Genomic DNA, 24,208 nt, shown 5'->3' on the forward strand with positions numbered 1-24,208 from the left:
CCCAAGGCAACCGCCTTGATCACCCGACTGCGAATATCCTGAGAATAACTCTTGCCCATGATCCACCTCCAAGACGAGGGAATCACAAACCAGTCCAATTGGGAATCCTCCGCGATTCACATTTGGAGAGGGATGCTCTAGATGAAACCTGACCCGATCGAAAAGTCCCTGCGCCAAGGCGTGGGGATTTTTTTATCAGGGCAGCAGCAGGCAGGCGTCACCGTAAGAATAGAAGCGATACCCGGACGCGATCGCGTGGGCATAGGCCGCCTGCATCACGTCCGTACCCATCAGCGCGCACACCAGCATAAACAGGCTGGATCCCGGCAGGTGAAAATTGGTGACCAGGGCGTCAGTGGCGCACACCGCGTCGCCGGGTTTCAGGAAGATATCGGTAGGGCCAGTGGCAGGCGCGAGCGTGCCTGTTGGCGTCGTGCAGCTTTCCAGCGTGCGCATCGCGGTTGTGCCGACAGGGACACAGCGGTGTCCGACGGCCCGGGCGGCGTTGAGGCGGGCCGCAGCTTCCGGCGTCAGCCGACGCCATTCGGCGTGCAGGCGGTTCGCTTCGATCTGCGCGTCTTCGAGCGGCTTGAACGTGCCGAGACCAACATGGAGCCGAACCGTCTCGCGCTGCAGGCCGGCGGCATCGAGTTCCGACAGGAGACGGGGGGTAAAGTGCAGGCCGGCCGTCGGCGCGGCGACCGAGCCCGCGTCCTCACCGGCAAAACTGGTCTGGTATGTCTCCCGGTCACGCGCATCGGCAGGGCGCCGGCGCGCGATATACGGTGGCAGCGGCATGGCGCCATGCGCATCGAGCGCCTGTTCAAGTTCCGGTCCGGACAGCGAGAACGAGAGTTCGATCTCACCGCCGTCAACGCGCTGTGTGATCTTGGCTGAAAAGCCCTCGGCAAAGTGGATCGGGTCGCCGGGCTTCAGGCGCTTGCCGGGTCGCGCGAGCGCACGCCACGTATGGTCGTCCACGCGTTCGACCAGGTTCACGTCACAGGCAACATCGGCGCCCGCCTCATTGCGTGCCGGTCGCACGCCCTTCAGCGCCGCGGGCAGGACACGCGTATCATTGAACACGAGCACATCGCCGGGCGAGAGATAGCGCGGCAGGTCGCGGATGTTGGCATCTTCAATCCGGCCATCGCCATGCACGACCAGCAGCCGCGCAGAATCCTGCGGGTCGGCGGGTCGCAACGCGATCAGCTGCTCGGGCAGGTCAAAATGGAAGTCGGCGAGGTTCACGGGCATCATCTTCACTGTGCCCGCTGAAGGCGCCTGGCGACTAGTGTTCGACGACGGCCGCAACCGACGGACGTTCACACACATCCAGATCCTCGGCGACATCGGCGATACTCGCCGTGAAGACGGGACCGTCCGTGCGTTCGACCCAGACGTTGGGCCGCTCTGCCTTGGGCAGGTCGGCTGCGACCTCTGCCGACATCAGGATGTCTGGAAGGGCGACTTCGCCATTCAGCGCATCCTTGCCGGCCTTGATGGCGAGAACGACATCTTCGCCTTCAACGATGCGGCCCCAGGCCGTGTATTCCTTGTCGAGATGGTGCGACGTGTCGCGCATCAGGAAGAATTGCGAATTGGCGGAATTAGGATCCGACGTGCGAGCGGTCGACACGACGCCTCGGCAATGCGGGATCCAGCTTTCGACCATGCCGTCCTTGGACATTTCAGCGAAAAACGAGGCCTGCGTCACCATCGGAAAGCCGTTCACATAACCGTTCTTGGCGGAATCGCGCGGGCCAAAGCTGGAATCAAGCGGCATTTCGCCCGGGTTGCGGCGGAAAGTGAACTCGCCCGGAATGTCCGGAAGACCGGATTCGCGGCCCTTGAGCGCGAAAATGTCGCCGCCCTGCGCCATGAAGCCATTGATCACGCGGTGGAAGCTGGTGCCGTCGAGATCACCCGATCGGATGATCGCGGCAAACTGGGCATAGTGCTTGGGCGCGACGTCGGGAAAGGCCTCGATCAGGACGCGGCCCTTGTTGGTTTTGAAGATGAACAGGCGTTCCGGGTCAACCGCGCGCCAGTTTGCGGTGTCGGCCTTGGCCGCTTCGACCGCCATTGCCGGAGCGGCAGCCGCCTCGTCAGCTGCGACCGGAGTCGACGTGTCTGCGTACGCCATCAGCCCCAGAGAAAGGGCGGAGGCGGCCATCGCCAAAGTCGCGAGCTTCATTTACCGTATTTCTCCATGAGGGCCCGTTTCACGTCAGGGCTTACAAAAGGCGATATATTGCCGCCGAGGCTCGCAATTTCCTTCACGAGCCGCGACGCGACCGCCTGGTGCCGAACATCGGCCATCAGGAACACCGTTTCAATGTCGGGATTCAGTTGCTCGTTCATCGCCGTCATCTGGAATTCGTATTCAAAGTCCTGAACAGCCCGAAGCCCGCGCAGGATCATCTGGGCGCCACACGCTTCGGCAAACTTCATGAGCAGGCCGTGCATCGGCATGACCTTGATTTCAGCCAAGCCGGGCGCGTTGAACCGCGCACACTCGTATTTGACCATTTTCACACGCTCTTCGAGCGAGAAAAGCGGCTTCTTGGCCTCGTTGATGGCGACGCCAATCACGAGTGTATCGACCAGCTTCATTGCCCGGCCAAAAATATCGATATGCCCATTGGTCGGGGGATCGAATGTTCCCGGGTAAAGTCCGATACGATGCACTGGCGCCCCCTGTTGCCTATTCTTGTGGGTCAGGTGTGCCGGTTTCCGCCGGACCACCATTGTCAACTTCATCCATATCGGTTTCAGCGTCTTCTACAAGACGTGCAACAGAAACAACGTGTTCGCCCTCGGCCGTGCGAAGGACCCAGACGCCGCCCGTGGACCGGCCCGCGATGCGGATCTGGTCGACCGGCGTGCGGATCAACTGGCCGGCATCGGTGACGAGCATGACCTGATCGCCATCATCGACCGGGAAGGACTGGGACACCTGCTTGGTTGGCCCCTGCTTCTTGTCCCGGCCCCAGATGTTCTGGGCGACGAGGCCTTTGCCGCCGCGTCCCGTGGTGCGGTAATCATAAGCAGACGAGCGCTTGCCCATACCATCATCGGCAATCGTGAGGATGAATTCCTCAGCGGCGCCGAGTTCGGCGATCCGCTCGGCGCTCAGCGCTGTTTCGGCGATGGCTTCGTCGGCATCGTCCTCGCTGATTTCCTCTTCTTCACCTGTCGCGGCCCGGCGCATGGCCGAAGCATGCTTGAGATAGGCGCGCGCCTCTTCCGACGAGGCATCGACATGGCGCAGGATGCCCATCGAGATCACTTCGTCCTTGGCGCCGAGACGGATGCCCCGCACGCCGGTCGAATTGCGCCCGGCAAAGACGCGCACGTCTGTCACGCGGAAGCGGATGCACTGGCCGAGCGCCGTGGTGAGCAGAATGTCGTCGCGCTCGGAGCAGATCTTGACCGAGACGATGCCGTCGCCCTCGTCGAGCTTCATGGCAATCTTGCCGTTGCGATTGACCCGCGTGAAGTCCGCCAGCTTGTTGCGGCGGACGGTGCCGGAGCGGGTGGCGAACATCAGGTCGAGCACTTCGTGCGCCGTTTCGTCATCCGGAAGGGGCATAACGCTCTCGATGCGTTCGTCAGCAGCCAGCGGGAAGATGTTGACCAGCGCCTTGCCGCGCGAGTTCGGCCCGCCAACCGGCAGGCGCCAGACCTTCTCCTTGTAGACCATGCCGGCCGACGAGAAGAAAAGGATTTCAGTATGCGTGGTCGCCGAGAACAGCTTGACCACGAAATCCTCGTCCTTCATCGACATGCCCGAACGGCCCTTGCCGCCACGATGCTGTGTCCGGTAGGTCGAGAGCGGCGTACGCTTCACATAACCGCCATGGGTGACGGTGACGACCATGTCCTCGACCTCGATGAGGTCCTCGTCTTCCATGTCGATGCCGCCCATCGCGAATGCGGAGCGGCGCGGAACGGCGAACTTCTCTTTCACGTCGTTAAGCTCGGCCTTGATGATCTCGCGGATACGCGGGCGCGACCGAAGGATATCGAGCAGGTCGGCGATCTTGTCGGACAAGCCCTTGGCTTCATTGCCGATTTCGTCGCGGCCAAGGCCGGTCAGACGGTGCAGGCGCAGGTCGAGAATGGCCCGGGCCTGTTCGTCCGACAGGTAGATCGTCTCGCCGCCCGACCAGCGTGTGCGCCGGTCTGCGATCAGTTCGAGCAGTGACCCCATGTCCATGATTGGCCAGGCTTTCGCGAGCAGTTGTTCGCGGGCCGTCGCCGGGTCGGGCGAGTGGCGGATGATGCGGATCACTTCGTCGATATTGGCCACGGCCATGGCAAGGCCGACCAGGACGTGGGCCCGGTCGCGGGCCTTGTTGAGGTCGAACTTGGTGCGCCGGACGATGACTTCCTGACGGAAGGCCAGGAAGCAGTCGAGCACCTTGCGCAGGTTCATCAGTTCCGGGCGGCCGCCATTGAGCGCGAGCATGTTGACGCCGAAACTGGTCTGCAACTGGCTGAAGCGGAAGAGCTGGTTCAGCACGACTTCGGCGCTGGCGTCCTTCTTCAGCTCGATCACGACGCGGATGCCGTTGCGGTCGGATTCGTCGCGCAGGTCGGAGATGCCTTCGACGCGCTTTTCGCGCACGAGTTCGGCGATTTTGGTGATCATCGCGGCCTTGTTCACCTGGTAGGGAATTTCGGTGACGATGATGGCCTGGCGGCCATTCTTGGCCTCTTCGATATCGGTCTTCGCGCGCATGATAACCGAGCCACGTCCGGTGGTCAGGCCCTTGCGGCTGCCGGCATGGCCCATGATCAAGCCACCGGTGGGGAAATCGGGGCCCGGGACGATTTCGAGCAGGGCTTCATCGTCGATCATCGGGTCGTCGATGACAGCGAGGGTCGCGTCGATGACTTCGCCGAGATTGTGCGGCGGGATGTTCGTGGCCATGCCGACCGCGATGCCGCCGCCGCCATTGACCAGCATGTTCGGGAACTGGGCCGGCAGGACCGTCGGTTCCTGCTGCGAACCGTCATACGTGTCCTGGAAGTTGACGGTATCCTTGTCGATATCGGCGAGCAGGTAGGTTGCCGCCTTGGTCATCCGGCTTTCCGTGTAACGCATGGCAGCGGCAGGATCATTGTCGATCGAGCCGAAATTGCCCTGGCCGTCGACCATTGGCAGCCCCATCGAGAAGGGCTGGGCCATGCGCACGAGCGCGTCATAGATCGCGCTGTCGCCATGCGGGTGGAAGTTACCCATCACGGCGCCGACGATATTGGCGGATTTCTTGTACGGCTTGTCGGGCGTGTTACCGCCGACCTGCATGGCGTAGAGGATGCGCCGGTGCACTGGCTTCAGGCCGTCGCGCACGTCGGGCAGCGCGCGGCTGACGATCACGCTCATCGCATAGTCGAGATACGAGCTTTTCAGCTCGGATTCGATGGAAATCGGCTCGATCCCGTCCCGGAGGGGCGGGTTGCCCTGGCCGCCATTATCGGGGGTTTCGGGCTCGTCCGGCGGCGTCGTGTCGTCACTCATGAGGGGGCTTTCTGCGTCTTCGGTATAATACGGCGGGGACCTTGCCCGAATCGCCTATATTTATTGAGAAAACTCTAGCAGGCAGGGGGCAGGAAAGCCACCCTTTTGGCCGGGTTTTGGCAGTTGGCTAACGGAACCGGCCGTGCACGAAAAACAGCCCGAACATATGTACGGAAAAAGCCCGGATATTGCCCGGAAACAGGCCGGAAACGGGCCGGATGCATTGGCGCCGGACGCCTTCTGATGGCATACGCCTTGCTAGATCCATGACGGGTTGAAGGCGCGTGCGGCCATGATCGTGACATTCGAAGATTTCCAGGGCTTCCCCGGCGCTGATGTATGCGTTGTCGGATCGGGCCCGATCGGGCTCGCGCTGGCCCATGCCTGTGTCAAACGCGGCCTGAAGGTCCTGATGCTGGAATCCGGCAATTACTGGCCGGACGAGCAAAAAAACGACCTTGGCAAGGCCGGCAAACTCGATACCGCCCATCATGTGCCGCTCGAAGAGGGTTGCTGCCGCGCACTGGGCGGCAATTCCTATCAATGGGGCGGGCGCTGCGTGCCGTTCGACCCGATCGATTTCGATGCGCGCCCCTGGATAGAGAATTCAGGCTGGCCGATCAGCGCGGAGACCGTGACGCAGTGGTATGCCGATGCGGCTGGCTTCCTGCTCTGTCGGGATGACTTCACCGACACGCCCCTGTGGCCCGACAATGGCCGCGTCCGTAGCGACACGCTGGAAAGCTGGGTCGCCAACCCGAATATTGCGCATGTCTACAATGACTGGCTGAAAACCTGCGACGACATCTGCGTCGTGCTGGATGCCACGGTTGTGGATTTCCGGTTCGACGCAAACGATACGCGGATCGAGGCCGTCACGGTTGCCAACGGGTCGATGCGCACGGACCTGCCCGTCAAAACCGTCATCGTGGCCGCAGGCGGTGTCCAGACGCCGCGCCTGCTTCTGGCGGCGCAGCGGACACGGCCCAGCATGTTCGGCGGCGTGGATGGACCGCTGGGGCGCTATTACATGGGCCATGTCAGCGGCAAGATCGCCGAGATCACGCTGGCCGACCCCACCTCCGACGGATTTCTCGACTACGAAATGGACGGCAACCGGTTCAAGCGCCGGCGCATCACGCTTACCGAATCCGAGCAGCGCGCGCACCAGTTGCCACAGATCACGTTCAGCGCCGGCAACCCAGTGGTCTACGATCCGGCCCACCGCAACGGCGCCCTGTCGGCGATCTGGATGGTCCTGTCCTCGCCACTGGGCAACCGGTTCCTCAACGCGCCTCTGCGCCGGCTCTATCTCGGCGAGGAAAAACAATCGGTCCTGTCGCATGTGCTGAACATACTCCGTTCCCCCATCGCGACCGGTTTTGGCGCGTTCAACGTGTTCCGCCAGATGTACCTGCAGAAGCCAAAACGGCCGTCGGTATTCCTGAAGAACAGCAAGGGCCGCTACACGCTTTACTATCATGGCGAACAGACGCCTTCGGCGGACAACCGGGTGCGCCTGTCGTCGGACTTGGACGCATTGGGCATGCCGCGCGTGGCGGTCGACTTCGACTATTCCGCTGCCGACGCCGACGGCGTGCTGAAGGCGCACGCCATCCTCGCCGAAGCGGTGGCTGGAGCCGGCATCGGCACGATCGACTATTCCGTGCCGGAGCACGCGCGCGCCGCCGCTATTGTCAGCCAGGCGCGGGACGGCCTGCACCAGATCGGCACCACCCGCATGTCCACCGACCCGGAGCATGGCGTGGTGGACACTGACTGCCGCGTGCACGGCATGCAGAATCTCTATGTCGCCTCGACCTCGGTGATGCCGACATCCGGCCATGCCAACCCGACCTTTGTCGGCGTGGCGCTCGCGATGCGGCTCGCTGCCCATCTCGGCGGCCCGGTGAAACCGGAGCGCAAGACTGAGAACCTGACGATGGACGCCCCAACCGCACTGGCGGCGGGCAAGCGCATCCTCGTGACGGGCGCTTCGGGAAAGATCGGCCAATACGTTGTCAGCCAGCTGCTCGACAAGGGCCATGCCGTCGTCGCGCTGATGTCCAGCCCGGACCGCGCAGTGGGGCGCGAGACCGACCGGGATGTTGAGTGGCGCCAACATGACTGGTGTGAGTCCGTCGATTTCACAAACCATGTCCGAGGCTGCGATGCGGTCATCCATCTTGGCGCCGAAATCTGGCGCATCGACCGGATGGAGCGGGTCAATGTCGAGGCAACTGCGGCGCTCGCCGCAGCGGCTGAAGCTGCCGGCATTCGCAGCTTCGTGTTCGCCAGCAGTATCGCCGTCTATGGTTCGCCGAAGCGCGCCGAGGTGGACGAGGACACGACACGCCTGACGCCCACCCATGACGTGAAGACCGAGTATCGCGGCACTGACAGCATCCGCGCCTATGGCCGCAGCAAGGTGAAAGCCGAGGACGCAATCACGGCAGCGTGCCGGAACACGCATTTCGCTGTGGTGCGCCCCACGGTCGTCTCCGACGTCGACGACATTGCAGGCGCGGTGAACATGAACCCGCTGGTCAAGAGTATCGGCGCGAGGCGGCATACGCATTTCGTCTATATCGCCGATGTGGCGGCCGCGATGATTTGGTTGATGGAGCGCGGGCTGTCGCAACCGGCGGACATGCCGGGGCGGGTCGAGACGTTCAACCTGTCTGACGAGACGGGATACGACACATCCTACAGCGGTTTGTATAGTCGGCTAGAGGCCCTTTCAGGACGCGGCGGGCTGGGCGCGAAGCTGGCCAGCCCTCTCTTCGTGTACGACCTGTTCGACCGGCTGAAATCGAAGAGCCTGTCGCGCGGCCTGCCACTGGGCCGTTGCGTCTTCCTGGCGACGCGCCTGCATGCTGTCGGCTATTCGCACCCGTTCGGCATCGCGATGGCCGAGCGCCTTGCCGCTGACCGGATTCGCGAACGCTGACAGTGCTGAAATGGCCTATTCGGTGGCGGGCAGTGCCCCGAGATCGGACAGGGCGCGCATGACAGCGGCCTTGCGTTTCGGCACGTCGGCGCCCGGATCGGTCATGTCCATGTTGAAGGCGAAGGCATAGGTGCCGGGCGCGGCGCCGCCAGCCTGTTCCAGCCAGCCAACGCACCAGCCGATATCTGTCTGACCTTCGACGCTTTTCCAGCCCGTCTTGCCGTAAAGGGTCCAGCCCGCGCCGGACTCCATGACCATCATCGGAACGGCGCGTTCATAGGTGCGGGCCGACAGCGGCAGTGTGCGGCGCACCAGATGGGACAGGAAAGCGACCTGCTCCTCGGCAGAAATCGTCAGGGGGCCTTTCAGCCAGTATTGCGATACGTCTTCCGGCGCACCCGTGTCGGCGTTGCCATAGTCGAAATCGGCGAGCCAATCATGCAGCGCGGCAGACCCGATGCGCGGGGTGACGGTCTGATATATCCAGACCGTTGACCGTTTGAAGGCCGCCGCGAAATCCTGCGTCTCGTTCCAGCTGTCCACGAAGCGCTTGACGCCGTCCCATTCGAAGACTTCGTCCGGCCCGGACACCGCGCCGGTTTCCAGCGCAATCAGCGTGTGGGGGATTTTCGAGGTCGAGGCGGGGACGAAACGCTGGCGCGCACGGGCATCATTGCTGATCCAAGCCCGCTGGTCCTCCAGCCGGTAGACGACCAGAGTCGAGGCATCGGGGTCGACGCCGACCGCCGCCACGCTGGCGCTGAGGGGCGGCGGTGGGGTCAATGTCATGCAGGCGGCCAGCAGGCACGCCGTCAGGGCCAGAACCAAGCCACTGGCGACTCGCGTTGGAAGAGCCAGCCTGCGCTGCACACATGCTTCCTAGAACGGGATCTCGTCGTCGAGATCCGGGCTGAAGCTTTCGGCCGGGCCGCTCATCTTGCGGGCGCTGCCTTGCTGTTCGCCGAAATCATTGCCGCCGGAACGGGCGCCGCCGCGATCACCGGCGCTGTCGAGCATGGTGAGCGTGCTGCCAAAGCCGCGCAGCACGACTTCGGTCGTATAGCGCTCCTGGCCTTCCTTGTCTTGCCATTTGCGGGTCTCGAGCTGACCTTCAATGTAGAGCTTCGAGCCCTTCTTGACGTAGCTCTGGACGACACGGACGAGGCCTTCGCTCAGGATCGAAATCCGGTGCCATTCGGTCCTTTCCTTGCGCTCGCCCGTGGCCTTGTCTTTCCACGTCTCGGACGTGGCCAGCGTGAAGCTGGCAACCTGGCCGCCATTCTGGAACTGGCGGACTTCCGGATCCTGCCCCACATTACCAACAAGAATGACCTTGTTCACTGATCCTGCCATCTATCCATCTCCGCTCAGTCTTGTTTCGTTATCGAATCTGTTCTCTTCTACCGCGACCGGGCTCGCCTGTCGCCTCCCCAGCCGTTTTTCCACAGGCCCGGATTAAAAAAGCAGCGAGTCACAAATGTTCACACTTTGTTCTTGTGGTCAAGCTGGACTCACGCCACACATAGAACCTAGCAACTCGCCCAATCCTGTTTCGTCACCGTAACGAGCTTTCTGCATGGCCCGACTAGAATCCCCTTTCATCCGCGTGCGCGGAGCCAAGGAACACAATCTCAAGAATATCGACGTGGACATTCCGCGCGGTGAGCTTGTGGTGATGACCGGCCTGTCAGGCTCGGGCAAATCCTCGCTCGCGTTCGACACGATCTATGCCGAAGGCCAACGACGCTATGTCGAAAGCCTGTCGGCCTATGCGCGCCAGTTCCTCGAACTGATGCAGAAGCCGGACGTCGAAAGCATCGAGGGCCTGTCGCCTGCCATCTCGATCGAGCAGAAGACGACCAGCCGCAACCCGCGCTCAACGGTCGGCACCGTGACCGAGATCTATGACTATATGCGCCTGCTGTGGGCGCGCGTCGGCATTCCCTATTCGCCGGCCACCGGCCTGCCGATCGAGAGCCAGACGATCAGCCAGATGGTCGACCGGACGATGGAACTGCCCGAGGGCACGCGCCTCTTCCTCCTGGCGCCGATGATCCGGGGCCGCAAGGGCGAATATCGCAAGGAATTCGCCGAACTGCTCAAGAATGGCTACCAGCGCGTCAAGGTGGACGGCGAGTTCTACGAACTGGAAGACGCGCCCAAGCTCGACAAGAAGTTCAAGCATGACATCGATGTCGTGGTCGACCGCGTGGTCGTGCACGAAGGCATGGAGCAGCGCCTCGCCGAAAGTTTCGAGACGGCGCTGGGCCTGGCGCAGGGCATCGCGCTGGCCGAATATGCCGATCTCGAAGAGGGCGAGACCGAGCCGAAGCGGATCACCTACAGCGCCAATTTTGCCTGCCCCGTGTCCGGCTTCACGATTTCGGAAATCGAGCCGCGCCTGTTCTCGTTCAACAATCCGTTCGGCGCCTGCCCGACCTGTGACGGGCTGGGCAACCAGCTGAAGATCGATGCCGACCTGATCGTACCTGACAAGGACCTCGACCTGATGAGCGGCGCCATCGCGCCCTGGGCCAAGTCGACATCCCCCTACCAGACGCAGACGCTGCAGGCCCTGTCGACGCATTACCGGTTCGACCTCAAGAAGAAGTGGAACAAGCTGCCGGAAGACATCCAGCAGATGATCCTGCACGGCACCGGCGAGGAAGAGATCAAGTTCATCTATGATGACGGGATGCGCCGCTATGAGGTGAAGAAGACGTTCGAGGGCGTCATTCCGAACCTCGAGCGGCGCTATCGCGAGACCGACTCGGCCTGGGTGCGCGAGGAAGTATCCAAGTTCCAGTCGGCGGCGCCCTGCCCGGCCTGTGGCGGCAAGCGGTTGAAGCCGCAGGCGCTGGCGGTGAAGATCGCCAAGCTGGATATTTCGGACGCGGCCGAATTCTCGATCAAGGATGCGGGCGACTGGTTCAGCAAGGTCTCGAAGACACTGACCAAGCAGCAGAACGAGATCGCGTCGCGCATCCTGAAAGAGATCAATGACCGGCTGAACTTCCTCAATGATGTCGGCCTCGAATACCTGACGCTCAGCCGCGGGTCCGGCACCTTGTCCGGCGGCGAGAGCCAGCGCATCCGGCTGGCCAGCCAGATCGGCTCGGGCCTGACCGGCGTGCTCTATGTGCTCGACGAGCCGAGTATCGGCCTGCACCAGCGCGACAATGCCCGCCTGCTGGAGACGCTGAAGCGGCTGCGCGACCTCGGCAATTCCGTGATCGTGGTCGAGCATGACGAGGACGCGATCCTGGCGGCAGACCATGTCATCGACATGGGACCGGCGGCTGGCATTCACGGCGGCGAGATCATCGCCGAAGGCACGCCCGCCGAAGTGCTGGCGAACCCGAAAAGCATGACGGCGGACTATCTCAATGGCACGCGCGAGATCGCGATACCGAAACGCCGCCCGGTCGAGAAATCGAAACGCAAGATCACGCTGAAGGGCGCGACCGGCAACAATCTCAAGAACGTCACCGCGACGATCCCGCTGGGCAGTTTCACCTGCATCACCGGCGTGTCGGGTGGCGGCAAGTCGACCCTGATCATCGAGACGCTGTACAAGGCGCTGGCCCGCAAGCTGAACGGCGCGTCGAGCCCGCCGCAGCCCTATGACAGCCTTGAGGGCCTCGAATATCTCGACAAGGTGATCGACATTGACCAGAGCCCGATCGGACGAACGCCGCGCTCGAACCCGGCGACCTATACCGGGGCCTTCGGGCCGATCCGTGACTGGTTCACCGGCCTGCCGGAATCCAAGGCGCGCGGCTACAAGGCCGGACGGTTCAGCTTCAACGTGAAGGGCGGCCGCTGCGAGGCCTGCCAGGGCGACGGCGTCATCAAGATCGAGATGCACTTCCTGCCGGACGTGTACGTCACGTGCGAGACCTGCAAGGGCAAGCGCTACAATCGCGAAACGCTGGAAGTCCTGTTCAAGGGCAAGTCGATTGCCGACGTTCTGGACATGAATGTGGATGACGCGGCGAAATTCTTTTCGGCGGTGCCGGCCATCGCATCCAAGATGGAGACGCTGGTCCAAGTGGGGCTCGGCTATGTGAAAGTCGGACAGCAGGCGACGACCCTGTCGGGCGGCGAGGCGCAGCGCGTGAAGCTGGCCAAGGAATTGTCCAAGCGCGCGACAGGCCGCACACTGTACATTCTCGACGAGCCAACAACGGGCCTGCATTTCGACGATGTGCGCAAGCTGCTCGAAGTGCTGCATGAGCTGGTCGATGCCGGCAATACGGTGGTCGTGATCGAGCACAATCTCGACGTCGTAAAGACGGCCGACTGGGTGCTGGACCTTGGCCCCGAGGGTGGTGATGGCGGCGGCAAGCTGGTCGCAGCCGGAACGCCGGAAGACATTGCTGCCAACTCGGACAGCTGGACCGGCAAGTTCCTCGCCGAGACGTTCCGCAGGCACGACGAGCGCCGCGCTGCCCGCAACAGGCGCGAGCGGGCAAAGACGCCGACGGAGCCGAAAAAGGTGGCCAAGGCAGATGCAGCTAAGAAGACGCCCAAGCCCGCCACGAAGGCACCCGCTTCGCCAAAGAAGGCCAAGTCCAAAGCGGCGAGCGCCGCCAAATAGGTTCGGCCTAGACGAACGTCTCGTCGATCGCGGGATTGTCGGCCCATTGGGGATCGGCCCGCGCCGCCAGGGCGGCAGGCCCCGAAAAAATGTGCATCCAGCAGGCCTGAAGGAAAATGAAGCCCACCATCAGGATGGCCCCCGGAATGATGATGCCGGGCGAGGCCATTGCCGAGAAGATGGCTGTCGGATCGTCTTCGATCCCGCCTATCACCGGCATCAGCGCTGCGACCATGGCAACGGCAAAGATCAGGTAGAACACAAAGAAGACGACCATCATGATCAGCATGAGCACGATCCAGCTGCCGACAATGGTCCAGGCCTTGCCCTTCGTGACGCGCCAGGCCTTTCCGAACCGGATGCTGCGGTCGCGAACCGTAAGCGCCGCCGCTGGCGAGAACCGCGCCGCCAGCCAGAGCGCGAAAACCATGTAGGCGATTGCCAGAACCAAGGCCAGCAACCCGGCCATGGCGGCGCCTTCGCCGGAGCCGGTCGCCGCGATAATGCCAACAGGCAGGGCGACCACGATAATCATGCCGAGATAGAGAGCAATGAACAGGCCGAACCAGATCAGGGCGACAACCAGCAGGCGCCATTCATCGGGCCCCAGTTGCAGTCGAAAACCTTCCGCCCGCATGTAACGGCGCTGGTTGGCACCTTCGAACAGCATCCAGAAGGCCAGGCCGAGCGGGAGCATCAGCAGATACCCCAGAAGAACGCGGCCCATCTGCCCCATCATGGCGCCTTCCATCGCAACCGGGTCATTCATCATGTCAAGATTGAACATCATCGCGAACATGGGCCACTGCAGCCAGAGGTTCACCGCTGACATCAGCAGGTAAAGCACTGCATAGGTTGCGCCGTATTTGAGCAGGAACTCCTTCGGGCCACCGGTGCGCCGGAAGTGGAACAGCGCATTGTCAAAACTGAAATCAAGATGCGTCATGGATTTTTCTCCCTGGTCAATCAAACACGGCCATACTTGCAGTATCATCGGCACCGCCACGCGGATCATGGCGGGCAGCGAAGGCGGCCGGGCCACCGCTGAAGTGTTGCAGAAGCGCGGACAAGAACATGCGGACGAAGGTATAGAGTCCGATCGGGACAAGGACGGCAGGTGAGAAGAGCAAGCGGATCGCATCATCACTGGTCTGGACGTTCCCGACCCCCGAAATTGACCTCGACAGGATGGCCATTTCAAAGGCCCGTCCCACTGCGCCCACGATGATGCCGCCGACAATAGCGATAATGAGATAAGCGCCGAGTATGGGCCAGAACCGTCCGCGCGAGACGTTCCACGCATCGAAGAAGACGATTTTCCGATCCTTGATCGTCATCGCAAAACACGGCGACAGGCGGGTCGCGAAAAAGACATAGACCGGGAATGCCAGCAGCATGAGTCCCATTCCGCCAAAGACGACCGGGATCACACGGCGCCCCAGTTCATTTTCCGACATGCCGCCAGCCGCGAGTTCCAATATGCCCAGGATTCCATTCAGCAGGCTGAGCGCCGGTAGTCCGAAGCAGGCGAGGTAAAGGAGCGACCAGAAGAAGCCGACTGCCATCATGCGCAATTCGTCGCTGCCCAACCGCACGGAGAAGCGCTCGTCCCGGACATAGCGGCGCTGCGAGGCGGCTTCGAATACCGCCCACATGACCCATGCTCCAATACTCGCCGCGATACCCCACGGCATGAGCGGCGTCATCGTGGCGAATACCAAGGCCAGCACTGCACCGGAATCGGATTCGTCGATCGTTGCATTTTCCAGCGCTTCAATCGCCTGTATGAATGCGAGAAGATCATCTTTTGACAACAGCCCGACGATCACCACGAACAGTGTCACGACCAGCGCGTAGACAGCGGCGAATATCCACGGAAACGTTCGGGGGTGCGCAGCGCGAAAAGCGTTCGACAGCGCCCCTTCAAACGAGAATTGTGTTGGCAATCTCCCAACCTCCCACAAGGACTTGCGGCAGACTAAGGCGATTTACTCGACAGAGGCAATCTCCGATGCCTCATCCGGATCGGGCATCAGGCGTGGCAGCACGGCCACCGCAAGGCCATGACCGGCGAGGATGAACGGCGCGAGCATCAGGATACCGAGCGCTCCGCCGATGAAATGCCCGGCAGCGCTGGTTCCGAGCACCGGGTTGAGTGCCGCATTGATCGCTACGGCCGAACCAAACGGTGCCACATGCGTGACCAGCGCGGCGAGGCTGAGGCGGAAGGCATGGCGCTTTGTCCACGGCCAGGTGCGGAACACCATGGTTTCGCCCCGGCTCACAGTGGCCGCGCCGACCAGGAGCAGGCGCACCGCCAGGAAACAGAGGGCCCAAAGGCCGAGCGCGCAGGCAATCAGGAATACCGCGCCATAGGCCGTCGGCAGCATGTCCATGAACGCTGCCTGCACAACTGCGGGCGCTGTTTCCGCGCCGAGGACTGTCCGGCCCGAAGCCTCGAGCAGGATGCCGGGCAGGATGGCGAGGAAAAAAGCGATGAAGACCCCGACAAACAGGACGGCGAGGTATAAGGCCAGATTGGCGTGCACCAGTTGCAGGAACTTGCCCGTCCGCGCGCCCAGCATGGCCCGGTAGATGCTCAGGGAAAACGCCACGCCGACAAAGAACACAGCCGCCATCAGATTGAGCGCGATGATCACGGCGCCGTTGACTTCCATGCCAAGGACAAGCCGGTATAGGCCAGCGAGCACCATCAAAAGGCCTAGCCATGGCAGGTTGGGCACGAAGGCCCGCGCGCCGAGGCGCCATGCCTCTGCGGCAATCTCCAAAACGGGCAGCTTCTCGTCCATTCCCGGGCTCCTCACTGCTGACACACCTAGCCTCAAGGGCCGCTGGCGGCAAACACCATCTTGACGCGCGGGACCGGCCTGCGCATGTCCCCCTGATGAACATCAAACCCATACATATCATCGGCGGCGGCATGGCCGGATCAGAAGCGGCATGGCAAATCGCGAGCGCGGGCGTGCCGGTCATCCTGCACGAAATGCGCGGCGTGAAGGGCACCGAGGCCCACCAGACCGACCAGCTGGCCGAGCTTGTCTGCTCCAATTCCTTCCGCTCGGACGATCATACAACCAATGCTGTCGGCGTCTTGCACGAGGAAATGCGTCGCGCAGGCGGCCTGATCATCACCACGGCCGCCGACCATCAGGTGCCTGCCGGCAGCGCGCTGGCAGTTGACCGAGAAGGCTTCGCCGAGGCAATCACGGCGAAACTGGAAGCGCACCCACTGGTCACCATCGTGCGTGAGGAGATCACCGGCATCCCGCCCGAAGACTGGGACAGCGTGATCATCGCGACCGGCCCGCTGACCTCGCATGCGCTCGCCGAAGCGATCCACGCCCATACCGGCGAAGGCGACCTCGCCTTTTTCGACGCCATCGCACCCATCGTCTATTTCGACTCGGTCGACATGGATGTGGCCTGGCGCCAGAGCCGCTATGACAAGCCCGGCCCCGGCGGCGACACCGCTGCCTATATCAATTGCGGCATGAACGAAGCCCAGTACAACGCCTTCCTCGACGCCCTGCTGGCGGCGCCGAAGACCGAGTTCAAGGACTGGGAAAAGGACACGCCTTATTTCGAAGGCTGCCTGCCCATCGAAGTCATGGCCGAGCGCGGTCGCGAGACGCCGCGCTTCGGGCCGATGAAACCGGTCGGCCTGACCAATCCGCATGACCCGATGGTAAAGTCCCACGCCGTGGTGCAGCTGCGCCAGGACAATGCCCTCGGCACGCTGTGGAACATGGTCGGCTTCCAGACCAAGCTGAAGCATGGCGCCCAGGCCGAAATCTTCCGGATGATCCCCGGTCTCGAGAAGGCCGAGTTCGCGCGGCTCGGCGGCATCCACCGCAACACGTTCCTCAACTCGCCGAAACTGCTCGATGCGCAGCTGCGGATGAAATCCATGCCGCGCCTGCGCTTTGCCGGTCAGGTCACCGGCGTCGAAGGCTATGTCGAGAGCGCCGCGATGGGCCTGCTGGCCGGACGCTTCGCTGCCGCCGAACGCCTCGGCCACACGCTCGCCCCGCCGCCGCAGACCACCGCGCTCGGCGCGCTCGTGCTGCACATCACTGGCGGCCACCTTCAGGGCAAGCAGACCTTCCAGCCAATGAACATCAATTTCGGCCTGTTCCCGGACATCGAAGACTATTCAAAAGTTGGCGAGGACGGCAAACGCCTGCGCGGCAAGGACAAGGGCCGGGCCAAGAAGAAGGCCCAGGCCGTGCGTGCACTGGAAGATGTCGACGCGTGGCTGGCAGGCGAACCGGCGCTGGTACCGGCGGAATAGATCGCCTTACTGCGCGGTGACGCGCCAGATGCGATTGCCCACGTCATCCGCGACGAGGAGGCCGCCGGACTGGTCGAGCAGCACGCCCACAGGGCGGCCATGCGCCGTGTCATCGGTCATGAAATCATCGAGCACGGTCGTCGGCTCACCTGATGGCAGGCCATTGGCGAACGGCACGAAGATGACCTTGTAGCCACTGCGCGGCTTGCGGTTCCACGAGCCATGCTGGCCGATATAGGCCCCTTCGCCGAAATGCGTGGCCATGACACCCGTCGACCCACTGGTCAGGTCGAGACCGAGCGAAGCCGTGTGCGAGCCGAGTGCATAGTCGGGCGCGATGGCGCTGGCGACGAGGTCCGGCTTCTGGGGCTCGACGCGGATGTCGACGTTCTGGCCGTAATAGCTGTAGGGCCAGCCATAGAAGGCGCCATCCTTCACGGAGGTGAGATAGTCCGGGACAAGATTGTTGCCGAGTTCGTCGCGCTCATTGACGACCGTGAACAGCGTGCCAGTGGACGGATCGATATCCATGCCGACAGGATTGCGCAGGCCGGTGGCGAAGACGCGTCCCTCGCCCGAAGCCACGTCAATTTCCCAGATGGCGGCGCGGCCCTCTTCGGCCTCGATGCCATTTTCGGCGACATTGCTGTTCGAGCCGACGGACGCAAAGAGCTTGGTCCCGTCAGCACTGGCGACAACGTTCTTGGTCCAGTGGTGGTTGATCGGCCCGGCCGGCAGGGCAAAGAACTCTTCAGGCGTCGCAGAGATGGTGGTCTCGCCTTCAACATAGGGCACGGTAACGATGCCATCCGTATCGGCAATGTAGAGCGTGTCGCCGACGAGTGTCATGCCGAAGGGCGAGTTGAAGCCGCTCAGGAATGTGGTGTGGGTTTCAGCGACGCCATCGCCGTCTGCGTCACGCAGAAGGGAGATGCGGTTGGCGCTGGGGACGCCGGCACCTGCCTTGGCCATCACGCGCTTCATGAAGAAGCCGCGAATGCCGCCGGCATCTTCAGGGCGCGGCGGACCGTTGGTTTCGGCGACGAGCACGTCACCATTCGGCAGCTGGTAGAGCCAACGGGGATGGTCGAGATCAGCGGCAAACTGGTTGACGGCGAGACCGGCGGCTGGCGTGGGCATGGAATCGCCCGTCCAGGCCTTTGCGGTGGCGACATTGACCGTCGGCAAAAGCTTGTCCGTGGGGTTGGGCAGGTCCGGCGACGGGCCGAAGCCGGTCTCGATGGGGCGTGTCTGATTGCCATTGCAGGCACCCAGTGTGGCGCCGAGCGCCATGATAAGCGCAGCGGATGCGACGGTTGTAACTTTCATGTATTTTCTCCTGCCTTGTCAGGAGAAGCGCACAAATACCCGTCCGGTTCCATCATTCTTCAGGGGCCTGATGTCAGACCTGCCCGGTGTTCATGGCCTTCATGATGCACAGCCGTTTGGTGATGCCATTCGGGTCGCGGCCTTCGCTGTAGAACTTGCGCAGCCGAAAATGCGCGATTGCCGGGCGGATCAGCTTTGGCGCAGGCGCGACATGCGGGCCGAAGGCCTTGGTGTCGCTCCGGCGCGTCGCGGCATAGGCCGGCGCCACATTCTGTATCTCGGTTCCCCAGCCGTGAGCGCCGCACAGAACGCTTGCGGCGACCGCCGCCAGCCAGCCTTCCGGCTCGCGCGCCCTGTCTTCGGCTTCGAAGGCGGCCTGGTAGCCGTCGACCAGTTTCTCTAGCGCGCCAATCTTCAGCCGCTGGCAGGCGACTTCCTCGTTCAGGGCGAGACAGACGTCATGCGCGGGGGGGGGCTGTTGCACTTCGATCTCGCTCAGCGCGTCGCGCCACCACTGGAACCGGATGGCACCCAATGTGTCCTCGGTGACCGCAAGACGGACGCGGGCCAGTTCGTAGGCCAGCGCATAAAGTGCCGTCAGGGCGTTGCGATAGATCTCGGGCGCAAAGCGACTGGATATCCAGCGATCTTCGTCGACCCGCTTTACACGGGCGTCAATCGCCTTCCATTGTGTTTTGCTCAAGGGGCTGGTCTCATTTGACATGGAACCCATATGTGGGAAGACGCGCTGATACACCAGTCAATCATCTGCAAGAAAGGACGCTGACATGGCATTTTCCCTTCCCGACCTCCCTTATGGACGTGGAGCCCTCGCACCGCACATCTCCGAGGAGACCCTCAACTACCACCATGGCAAGCACCATCAGGCCTATGTGACGAACCTGAACGGCCTGATCGAAGGCACCGACCTCGAGAAAGCGCCGCTCGAAGAGATCGTCAACATAGCGGCTGGCGACAAGGCCAAGGCCGGCCTGTTCAATAACGCGGCCCAGGTCTGGAACCACACATTCTACTGGCATTCGATGAAACCGGGCGGCGGCGGCAAGCCAACCGGCAAGATCGCGGCGATGATCGACAGCGACCTCGGCGGCTACGACCAGTTCGTGAAGGACTTCAAGGCAGCCGGCGGCGGCCAGTTCGGTTCCGGCTGGGCCTGGCTCGTGCTCAAGGATGGCAAGCTGGCCATCACCAAGACGCCGAACGCCGAAACCCCGCTGACAGAAGCTGGCGTGACGCCGCTCCTGACCATGGATGTCTGGGAGCACGCTTATTACCTCGACTACCAGAACAGCCGTCCGAACTATATGGACGCCTTCCTGAACAACCTGATCAACTGGGACTTCGCCACCATGAACCTCGGCTAAGCCCCAGGCCCGAATTCCGCAAAATCAAGCAAACTGAGACGCCCACCTGTACTGGTGGGCGTTTTTGCATTATGTGCAGCGCAACAGACGCTCCGGGCTCAGGATTTGCCCGGCAAGGCTGCCATTCGGGCAGCGTCGGGCATTATCAACAATCCTTGGACTGGAAACACTTTGAACGACGTTACATTTGCAGATCTCGGCCTTGGGCCGAACGTACTTAAGGCTGTGGAAGAGGCGGGATATACAACTCCCACGCCGATCCAGCTGGAAGCCATCCCCCATATCCTCGCTGGCGGCGACGTCACGGGCATCGCCCAGACCGGCACCGGCAAGACGGCGGCCTTTGTGCTGCCGATGATCCACCGCCTTGCGCGCGGACGGGCCCGGGCCCGCATGCCGCGCTGCCTGATCCTCTGCCCGACGCGCGAACTCGCCGCGCAGGTCGCCGAGAATTTCGAGAAATACGGCAAGCACCTGAAGCTCACCATGGCCCTGCTCATTGGCGGCGTCAGCTTCAAGGAACAGGAAGGCCTGCTCCAGCGCGGCGTTGACGTGCTGATCGCAACCCCTGGCCGCCTGATGGACCAGTTTGAACGCGGCAAGCTGCTTCTGATGGGTGTCGACTATCTCATCATCGACGAAGCCGACCGCATGCTCGACATGGGCTTCATTCCCGATATCGAGAAGATCGTTTCCAAGATTCCGGCCAAGCGGCAGACGCTGCTTTTCTCGGCAACCTTCCCGACCGACATCCAGAGACTGGCCAAGACGTTCCAGCGCGACCCGGTCAAGATCGAAGTCGCCCGGCCAACCGACGCGGCCAAGACGATCACGCAGCACGTGGTCCACATTCCGACCAATGATGCCAAGGCCAAGCGCACGGCGCTGCGCCGCGTCATCGAAGCCTGCGACGTCAAGAACGGCATCGTCTTCTGCAACCGCAAGGTCGAAGTCGATATCGTTGCCGCCTCGCTGCAAAAGCATGGCCACGATGCTGCCGCCATCCACGGCGACCTGCCGCAGGCCTTTCGTACCGAAGTGATGCAGCGCTTCCGCGATGGCGACCTGAAGCTGCTGGTCGCATCCGATGTGGCCGCACGCGGCCTCGACATCCCGGATGTCGACCATGTGTTCAACTATTCGCCGCCGCCCAAGGACGAAGACTATGTCCACCGGATTGGCCGCACCGGCCGCGCCGGACGGACCGGCAAGAGCTTCACGGTCGTGTCCCCGTCCGACGAGAAGTCCTGGGGCTTTGTCCTCAAGATGATCCAGCAGGACGTCGAGGAATTCATGCCCGAAGGCCTGCTTGAGGAACTCGAGAACCTGCCGCCCGAAGAACGCTCCAGCCGGGGCGGGCGCAGTGGCGGTGGTCGTAGCGGCAGCAGCGTTAGCAGCAGCCGCGCGCGCGGCCGGGGTGAGCGCCCCGAACGCGGGCGTTCGCGTAGCAAGCCAATTGAGGACGCGCCCAAAGCTGACGTCGACGTCGCAGCGGCACCCGCGCCAGCACCTGCTGACGAGGCCCCCAAGCCGGAACGTACCGAGAAGCCAAAGCGCGAACGCGCACCGAAAGCTGCAAAAGTCGAAAAAGCGGAACCCGCTGACGTCGCTGAACAGCCGGAAAAGGCCGAAAAGCCTGCTCGTACCGAACGGGGATCACGGGGTGGTCGTCCGCCTCGCGACCAGAAGCGCAAGGATGATGATCCGATCCTGGCGCCAGCGCCTGAACGCGTCAAAGGCTTCGGCGACGATGTTCCTGCCTTCCTGAAACGCTAGAACCACAACAGGCGCAGCGAAGGCTCAGAGGCCTTTGTTGCGCCGGTTCACGACCAAGGCGTGCGACAGGTCTGGCGTCGGTTCAGGCTTATCGAGAACCGTGTTCCCGACGCGCCCGTGGCGATACTGATCTCTGCGGCAAGGGACTTGGTCAGCGAGTTGATCAGAATCATGCCGATACCGCGTGCGGCGTCCGCTTCTGACTGTTCCGGCATGCCGACACTGTCATCCTCAACTTCGATCAGCACACGATCTGTTGCGCCATCCAGAAACAGCTTGATCTTGCCATGGTCGCGCCCCTTGAAGACATATTTACAGGCATTGGCAATCAGTTCCGTCACCGCAAGGCAGACCGACACCGCCTTGCCGACCGGCAGCACGATCTCGCCGCGCGTTTCGCAAACCAACTGGATCGCCTCGCGGACCGAATAGGTTTCGACCACGGCTTTGCACAGGTCGGACAACAGGGCGAAACAATCAACCTCGTCATGCTTGCCCAGCTCGTACAAGCTGCGATGGGTCGCCGAAATGACCTCGATGCGTTGTTGTGTGAGGGACAGCGTTTCACGCGCAATCTCGTCTTCGACGCGCCTCAATGGCAGGGAGACAATCGACGACACGATCTGCAAACTGTTGCGGACGCGGTGATTGACCTCGAACAGGAGCGTGTCCTTCATTTCGAGAGCTTCCACCAGCGCCAGCTCCGCCCGGACCCGAAGCGTATCGTCCCGCATCGTCAGCACCGCGCCAATCTGCACGCCTGCGGCATTGCGGACAGGGCGGGCGGTCCCGACAGCGATAACGACCGTGCCGTCCGGCCGCCGGATTTTCCACGGCGCCTCGACCACCGATTCCCCCCTGTGGACGGCGCGCGCCAGTGGCAGCTCGTCCGGCGGATATGGCAGGTTGTCCATGGTGAGAAGTTCGTAGTTTTCCGAATACGCGTCGGGCGGCACATCAAGATTGGCCCGTCCGTGAATCTCTTCGGCGGCACGGTTCACGCTGATAATGCGGCCGTCGGCATCGGCTACGATGACGCCTTCGCCGAGTTGGTCCAGCACCACCGACTTGAAGCCTTCAACCGAACTCAGCATTCTCTACGCCTGTACCAAAACGCGACGGATCGCTCGGGGATCGTCCATGATATACGATATAGGCGATTCCCGCGATGTTTAATGAATTAACGCTTCAGGCGTGAGTTCATCTGCTTCCGGAAGGCGTCTGTATAGGGCGGACGGATCATTGCCAGCATTTCACTTCCGGTCTGGGTATAGACTGATTTCTTGTGGCTGAACTCGTAAAAGCCTTCACGGCCGTGATAGCTGCCCATGCCTGACGGGCCGACGCCGCCGAACGGCAGGTCTTCCTGGGCAACGTGGAAGATCACGTCATTCACAGTGACACCGCCCGAAATCGTGTTGTTCAGGACCGCATCGCGCTCCGCAGCATCCTCGCCGAAATAGTACAGGCCGAGCGGGCGGGCATTCGCATTGATATAGGCAATTGCATCGCTCGTTTCGCCATAGGACTTGATCGGCAGGATCGGGCCGAAGATTTCGTCCTGCATCACGCTCATGTCGTCCGTCGGATCGACGATGATGTGAGGCGCAATCTTGTGGTGCGGCTGTTGCGAAAAATTGTCGCCTGTCGGGTTGATCTCGATCACTTCTGCGCCCTTGGCACGGGCATCCTCCAGGTAGCCCATGATCCGGTCATAGTGGCGCTGGTTCACGATCGACGTGTAATCGTCATTGTCCTTCAGGCCGGACGGGAACATCTTCTGCACGGCGCTGGTTGCGGCCGCAGTGAATTCGGCTGTCTTCTCCTTCGGTACGAAGGCATAGTCTGGCGCCAGGCAGATCTGGCCGGCGTTCAGGGTCTTGCCGGCCATGATGCGATTGGCCGCCTTCTGCATGTCGGCTGAACGGCCAAGGATGACCGGGCTCTTGCCGCCGAGCTCCAGGGTGAGCGGCACCAGATTGTCAGCGGCGGCGCGCATCACGTGCTTGGCCACCGATGTCGCACCCGTGAACAGGATATGGTCGAAGGCCAGCTTGGTGAATTCGGCACCAACTTCCGGACCGCCGGTGATCACGGCCACTTCGTCTGCGTCATAATACTGGGCGATGACCGACTTCATCAGTTCCGATGTCGCCTCGGTGAATTCCGAGGGCTTGATCATGCAACGATTGCCTGCAGCGAAAACACCCGCCAGCGGCGTGAACGTCAGGTTCACGGGGAAGTTCCACGGACTGATCACCCCGATCACGCCCTTGGGCTGGAACTGGAGTTGCGCTTTCGACCCAAGCAGGCCCAGCGGGAACTC

Annotated in this window: 18 protein-coding genes; 5 read left to right on the plus strand and 13 right to left on the minus strand. The window is 62.3% G+C overall.

What is annotated here, in order from left to right; translation table 11 throughout:
* Positions 1 to 195: 195 nt before the first annotated feature.
* From queA to gyrA, 4 genes are read right to left on the minus strand one after another with little or no spacing between them, the layout of a single operon-like run.
* Positions 196 to 1,260, minus strand: a complete 1,065-nt coding sequence (queA, locus tag ACESNB_RS03015) for a tRNA preQ1(34) S-adenosylmethionine ribosyltransferase-isomerase QueA (protein ID WP_373003635.1) — start codon at positions 1,258 to 1,260, stop codon at positions 196 to 198.
* A gap of 31 nt (positions 1,261 to 1,291) precedes the next feature.
* On the minus strand, positions 1,292 to 2,197 hold the full coding sequence (locus tag ACESNB_RS03020) for a peptidylprolyl isomerase (protein ID WP_373003638.1): 906 nt from the start codon (positions 2,195 to 2,197) through the stop codon (positions 1,292 to 1,294).
* Positions 2,194 to 2,691 (minus strand): pantetheine-phosphate adenylyltransferase, encoded by a 498-nt coding sequence (gene coaD / locus ACESNB_RS03025; protein ID WP_373003640.1) that lies wholly within the window; start codon positions 2,689 to 2,691, stop codon positions 2,194 to 2,196. Before coaD ends, ACESNB_RS03020 begins: the two co-directional genes overlap by 4 nt.
* 16 nt (positions 2,692 to 2,707) lie before the next feature.
* The gene (gene gyrA / locus ACESNB_RS03030) at positions 2,708 to 5,530 is read right to left on the minus strand and encodes a DNA gyrase subunit A (RefSeq protein WP_373003643.1); all 2,823 of its coding nucleotides are present in this window, start codon (positions 5,528 to 5,530) and stop codon (positions 2,708 to 2,710) included.
* 292 nt (positions 5,531 to 5,822) lie between these two features.
* Between gyrA and ACESNB_RS03035 the strand changes: the two genes are divergently transcribed.
* Positions 5,823 to 8,480 (plus strand): GMC oxidoreductase, encoded by a 2,658-nt coding sequence (locus ACESNB_RS03035; protein WP_373003646.1) that lies wholly within the window; start codon positions 5,823 to 5,825, stop codon positions 8,478 to 8,480.
* A gap of 15 nt (positions 8,481 to 8,495) precedes the next feature.
* Here the strand turns inward: ACESNB_RS03035 and blaOXA are convergent, their stop codons facing one another.
* Both blaOXA and ssb read right to left on the minus strand, forming a co-directional pair.
* Positions 8,496 to 9,338, minus strand: coding sequence for an OXA-1090 family carbapenem-hydrolyzing class D beta-lactamase (gene blaOXA / locus ACESNB_RS03040; protein WP_373003684.1), 843 nt, complete (start codon positions 9,336 to 9,338; stop codon positions 8,496 to 8,498).
* A 21-nt stretch (positions 9,339 to 9,359) separates the two neighbouring features.
* On the minus strand, positions 9,360 to 9,833 hold the full coding sequence (gene ssb, locus ACESNB_RS03045) for a single-stranded DNA-binding protein (protein WP_373003649.1): 474 nt from the start codon (positions 9,831 to 9,833) through the stop codon (positions 9,360 to 9,362).
* A 223-nt stretch (positions 9,834 to 10,056) separates the two neighbouring features.
* Between ssb and uvrA the strand changes: the two genes are divergently transcribed.
* Positions 10,057 to 13,080, plus strand: coding sequence for an excinuclease ABC subunit UvrA (gene uvrA, locus ACESNB_RS03050; RefSeq protein ID WP_373003652.1), 3,024 nt, complete (start codon positions 10,057 to 10,059; stop codon positions 13,078 to 13,080).
* Positions 13,081 to 13,087: 7 nt separating this feature from the next.
* On the opposite strand, the gene ACESNB_RS03055 is transcribed toward uvrA, so the two are convergent.
* The 3 genes from ACESNB_RS03055 to ACESNB_RS03065 are packed head-to-tail and all read right to left on the minus strand — an operon-like array spanning position 13,088 to position 15,890.
* Complete coding sequence (locus tag ACESNB_RS03055) at positions 13,088 to 14,026, minus strand: hypothetical protein (RefSeq protein WP_373003655.1); 939 nt, start codon at positions 14,024 to 14,026, stop codon at positions 13,088 to 13,090.
* A gap of 16 nt (positions 14,027 to 14,042) precedes the next feature.
* Positions 14,043 to 15,026 (minus strand): hypothetical protein, encoded by a 984-nt coding sequence (locus ACESNB_RS03060; protein WP_373003658.1) that lies wholly within the window; start codon positions 15,024 to 15,026, stop codon positions 14,043 to 14,045.
* Positions 15,027 to 15,068: 42 nt separating this feature from the next.
* Positions 15,069 to 15,890: a hypothetical protein gene (locus tag ACESNB_RS03065; RefSeq protein ID WP_373003661.1), complete on the minus strand. Its 822-nt coding sequence runs from the start codon at positions 15,888 to 15,890 to the stop codon at positions 15,069 to 15,071.
* A 95-nt stretch (positions 15,891 to 15,985) separates the two neighbouring features.
* Between ACESNB_RS03065 and trmFO the strand changes: the two genes are divergently transcribed.
* Complete coding sequence (gene trmFO / locus ACESNB_RS03070) at positions 15,986 to 17,392, plus strand: methylenetetrahydrofolate--tRNA-(uracil(54)-C(5))-methyltransferase (FADH(2)-oxidizing) TrmFO (RefSeq protein WP_373003663.1); 1,407 nt, start codon at positions 15,986 to 15,988, stop codon at positions 17,390 to 17,392.
* A gap of 6 nt (positions 17,393 to 17,398) precedes the next feature.
* Here trmFO and ACESNB_RS03075 read toward each other — a convergent pair whose 3' ends face one another.
* Together ACESNB_RS03075 and ACESNB_RS03080 are read right to left on the minus strand one after the other, a co-directional pair.
* On the minus strand, positions 17,399 to 18,721 hold the full coding sequence (locus ACESNB_RS03075; RefSeq protein WP_373003666.1) for a sorbosone dehydrogenase family protein: 1,323 nt from the start codon (positions 18,719 to 18,721) through the stop codon (positions 17,399 to 17,401).
* A 73-nt stretch (positions 18,722 to 18,794) separates the two neighbouring features.
* Positions 18,795 to 19,424, minus strand: a complete 630-nt coding sequence (locus ACESNB_RS03080) for a squalene/phytoene synthase family protein (protein ID WP_373003669.1) — start codon at positions 19,422 to 19,424, stop codon at positions 18,795 to 18,797.
* 85 nt (positions 19,425 to 19,509) lie between these two features.
* On the opposite strand from ACESNB_RS03080, the gene ACESNB_RS03085 reads away from it, so the two are divergent.
* The gene (locus tag ACESNB_RS03085) at positions 19,510 to 20,106 is read left to right on the plus strand and encodes a superoxide dismutase (RefSeq protein WP_373003671.1); all 597 of its coding nucleotides are present in this window, start codon (positions 19,510 to 19,512) and stop codon (positions 20,104 to 20,106) included.
* 171 nt (positions 20,107 to 20,277) lie between these two features.
* Entirely contained in the window at positions 20,278 to 21,882 is a 1,605-nt protein-coding gene (locus ACESNB_RS03090; protein WP_373003674.1) for a DEAD/DEAH box helicase, read from the plus strand.
* Positions 21,883 to 21,929: 47 nt separating this feature from the next.
* Here the strand turns inward: ACESNB_RS03090 and ACESNB_RS03095 are convergent, their stop codons facing one another.
* Together ACESNB_RS03095 and ACESNB_RS03100 are read right to left on the minus strand one after the other, a co-directional pair.
* A complete protein-coding gene (locus ACESNB_RS03095) occupies positions 21,930 to 22,976 on the minus strand; it encodes a sensor histidine kinase (protein ID WP_373003678.1) in 1,047 nt (348 codons plus the stop codon).
* Between the two features lie 86 nt (positions 22,977 to 23,062).
* The coding region (locus ACESNB_RS03100) for a coniferyl aldehyde dehydrogenase (RefSeq protein WP_373003681.1) at positions 23,063 to 24,208 on the minus strand (1,146 nt) is incomplete at its 5' end.

This window comes from Hyphomonas sp., from assembly GCF_041689225.1.
In the GTDB taxonomy this organism is placed as follows: domain Bacteria; phylum Pseudomonadota; class Alphaproteobacteria; order Caulobacterales; family Hyphomonadaceae; genus Hyphomonas.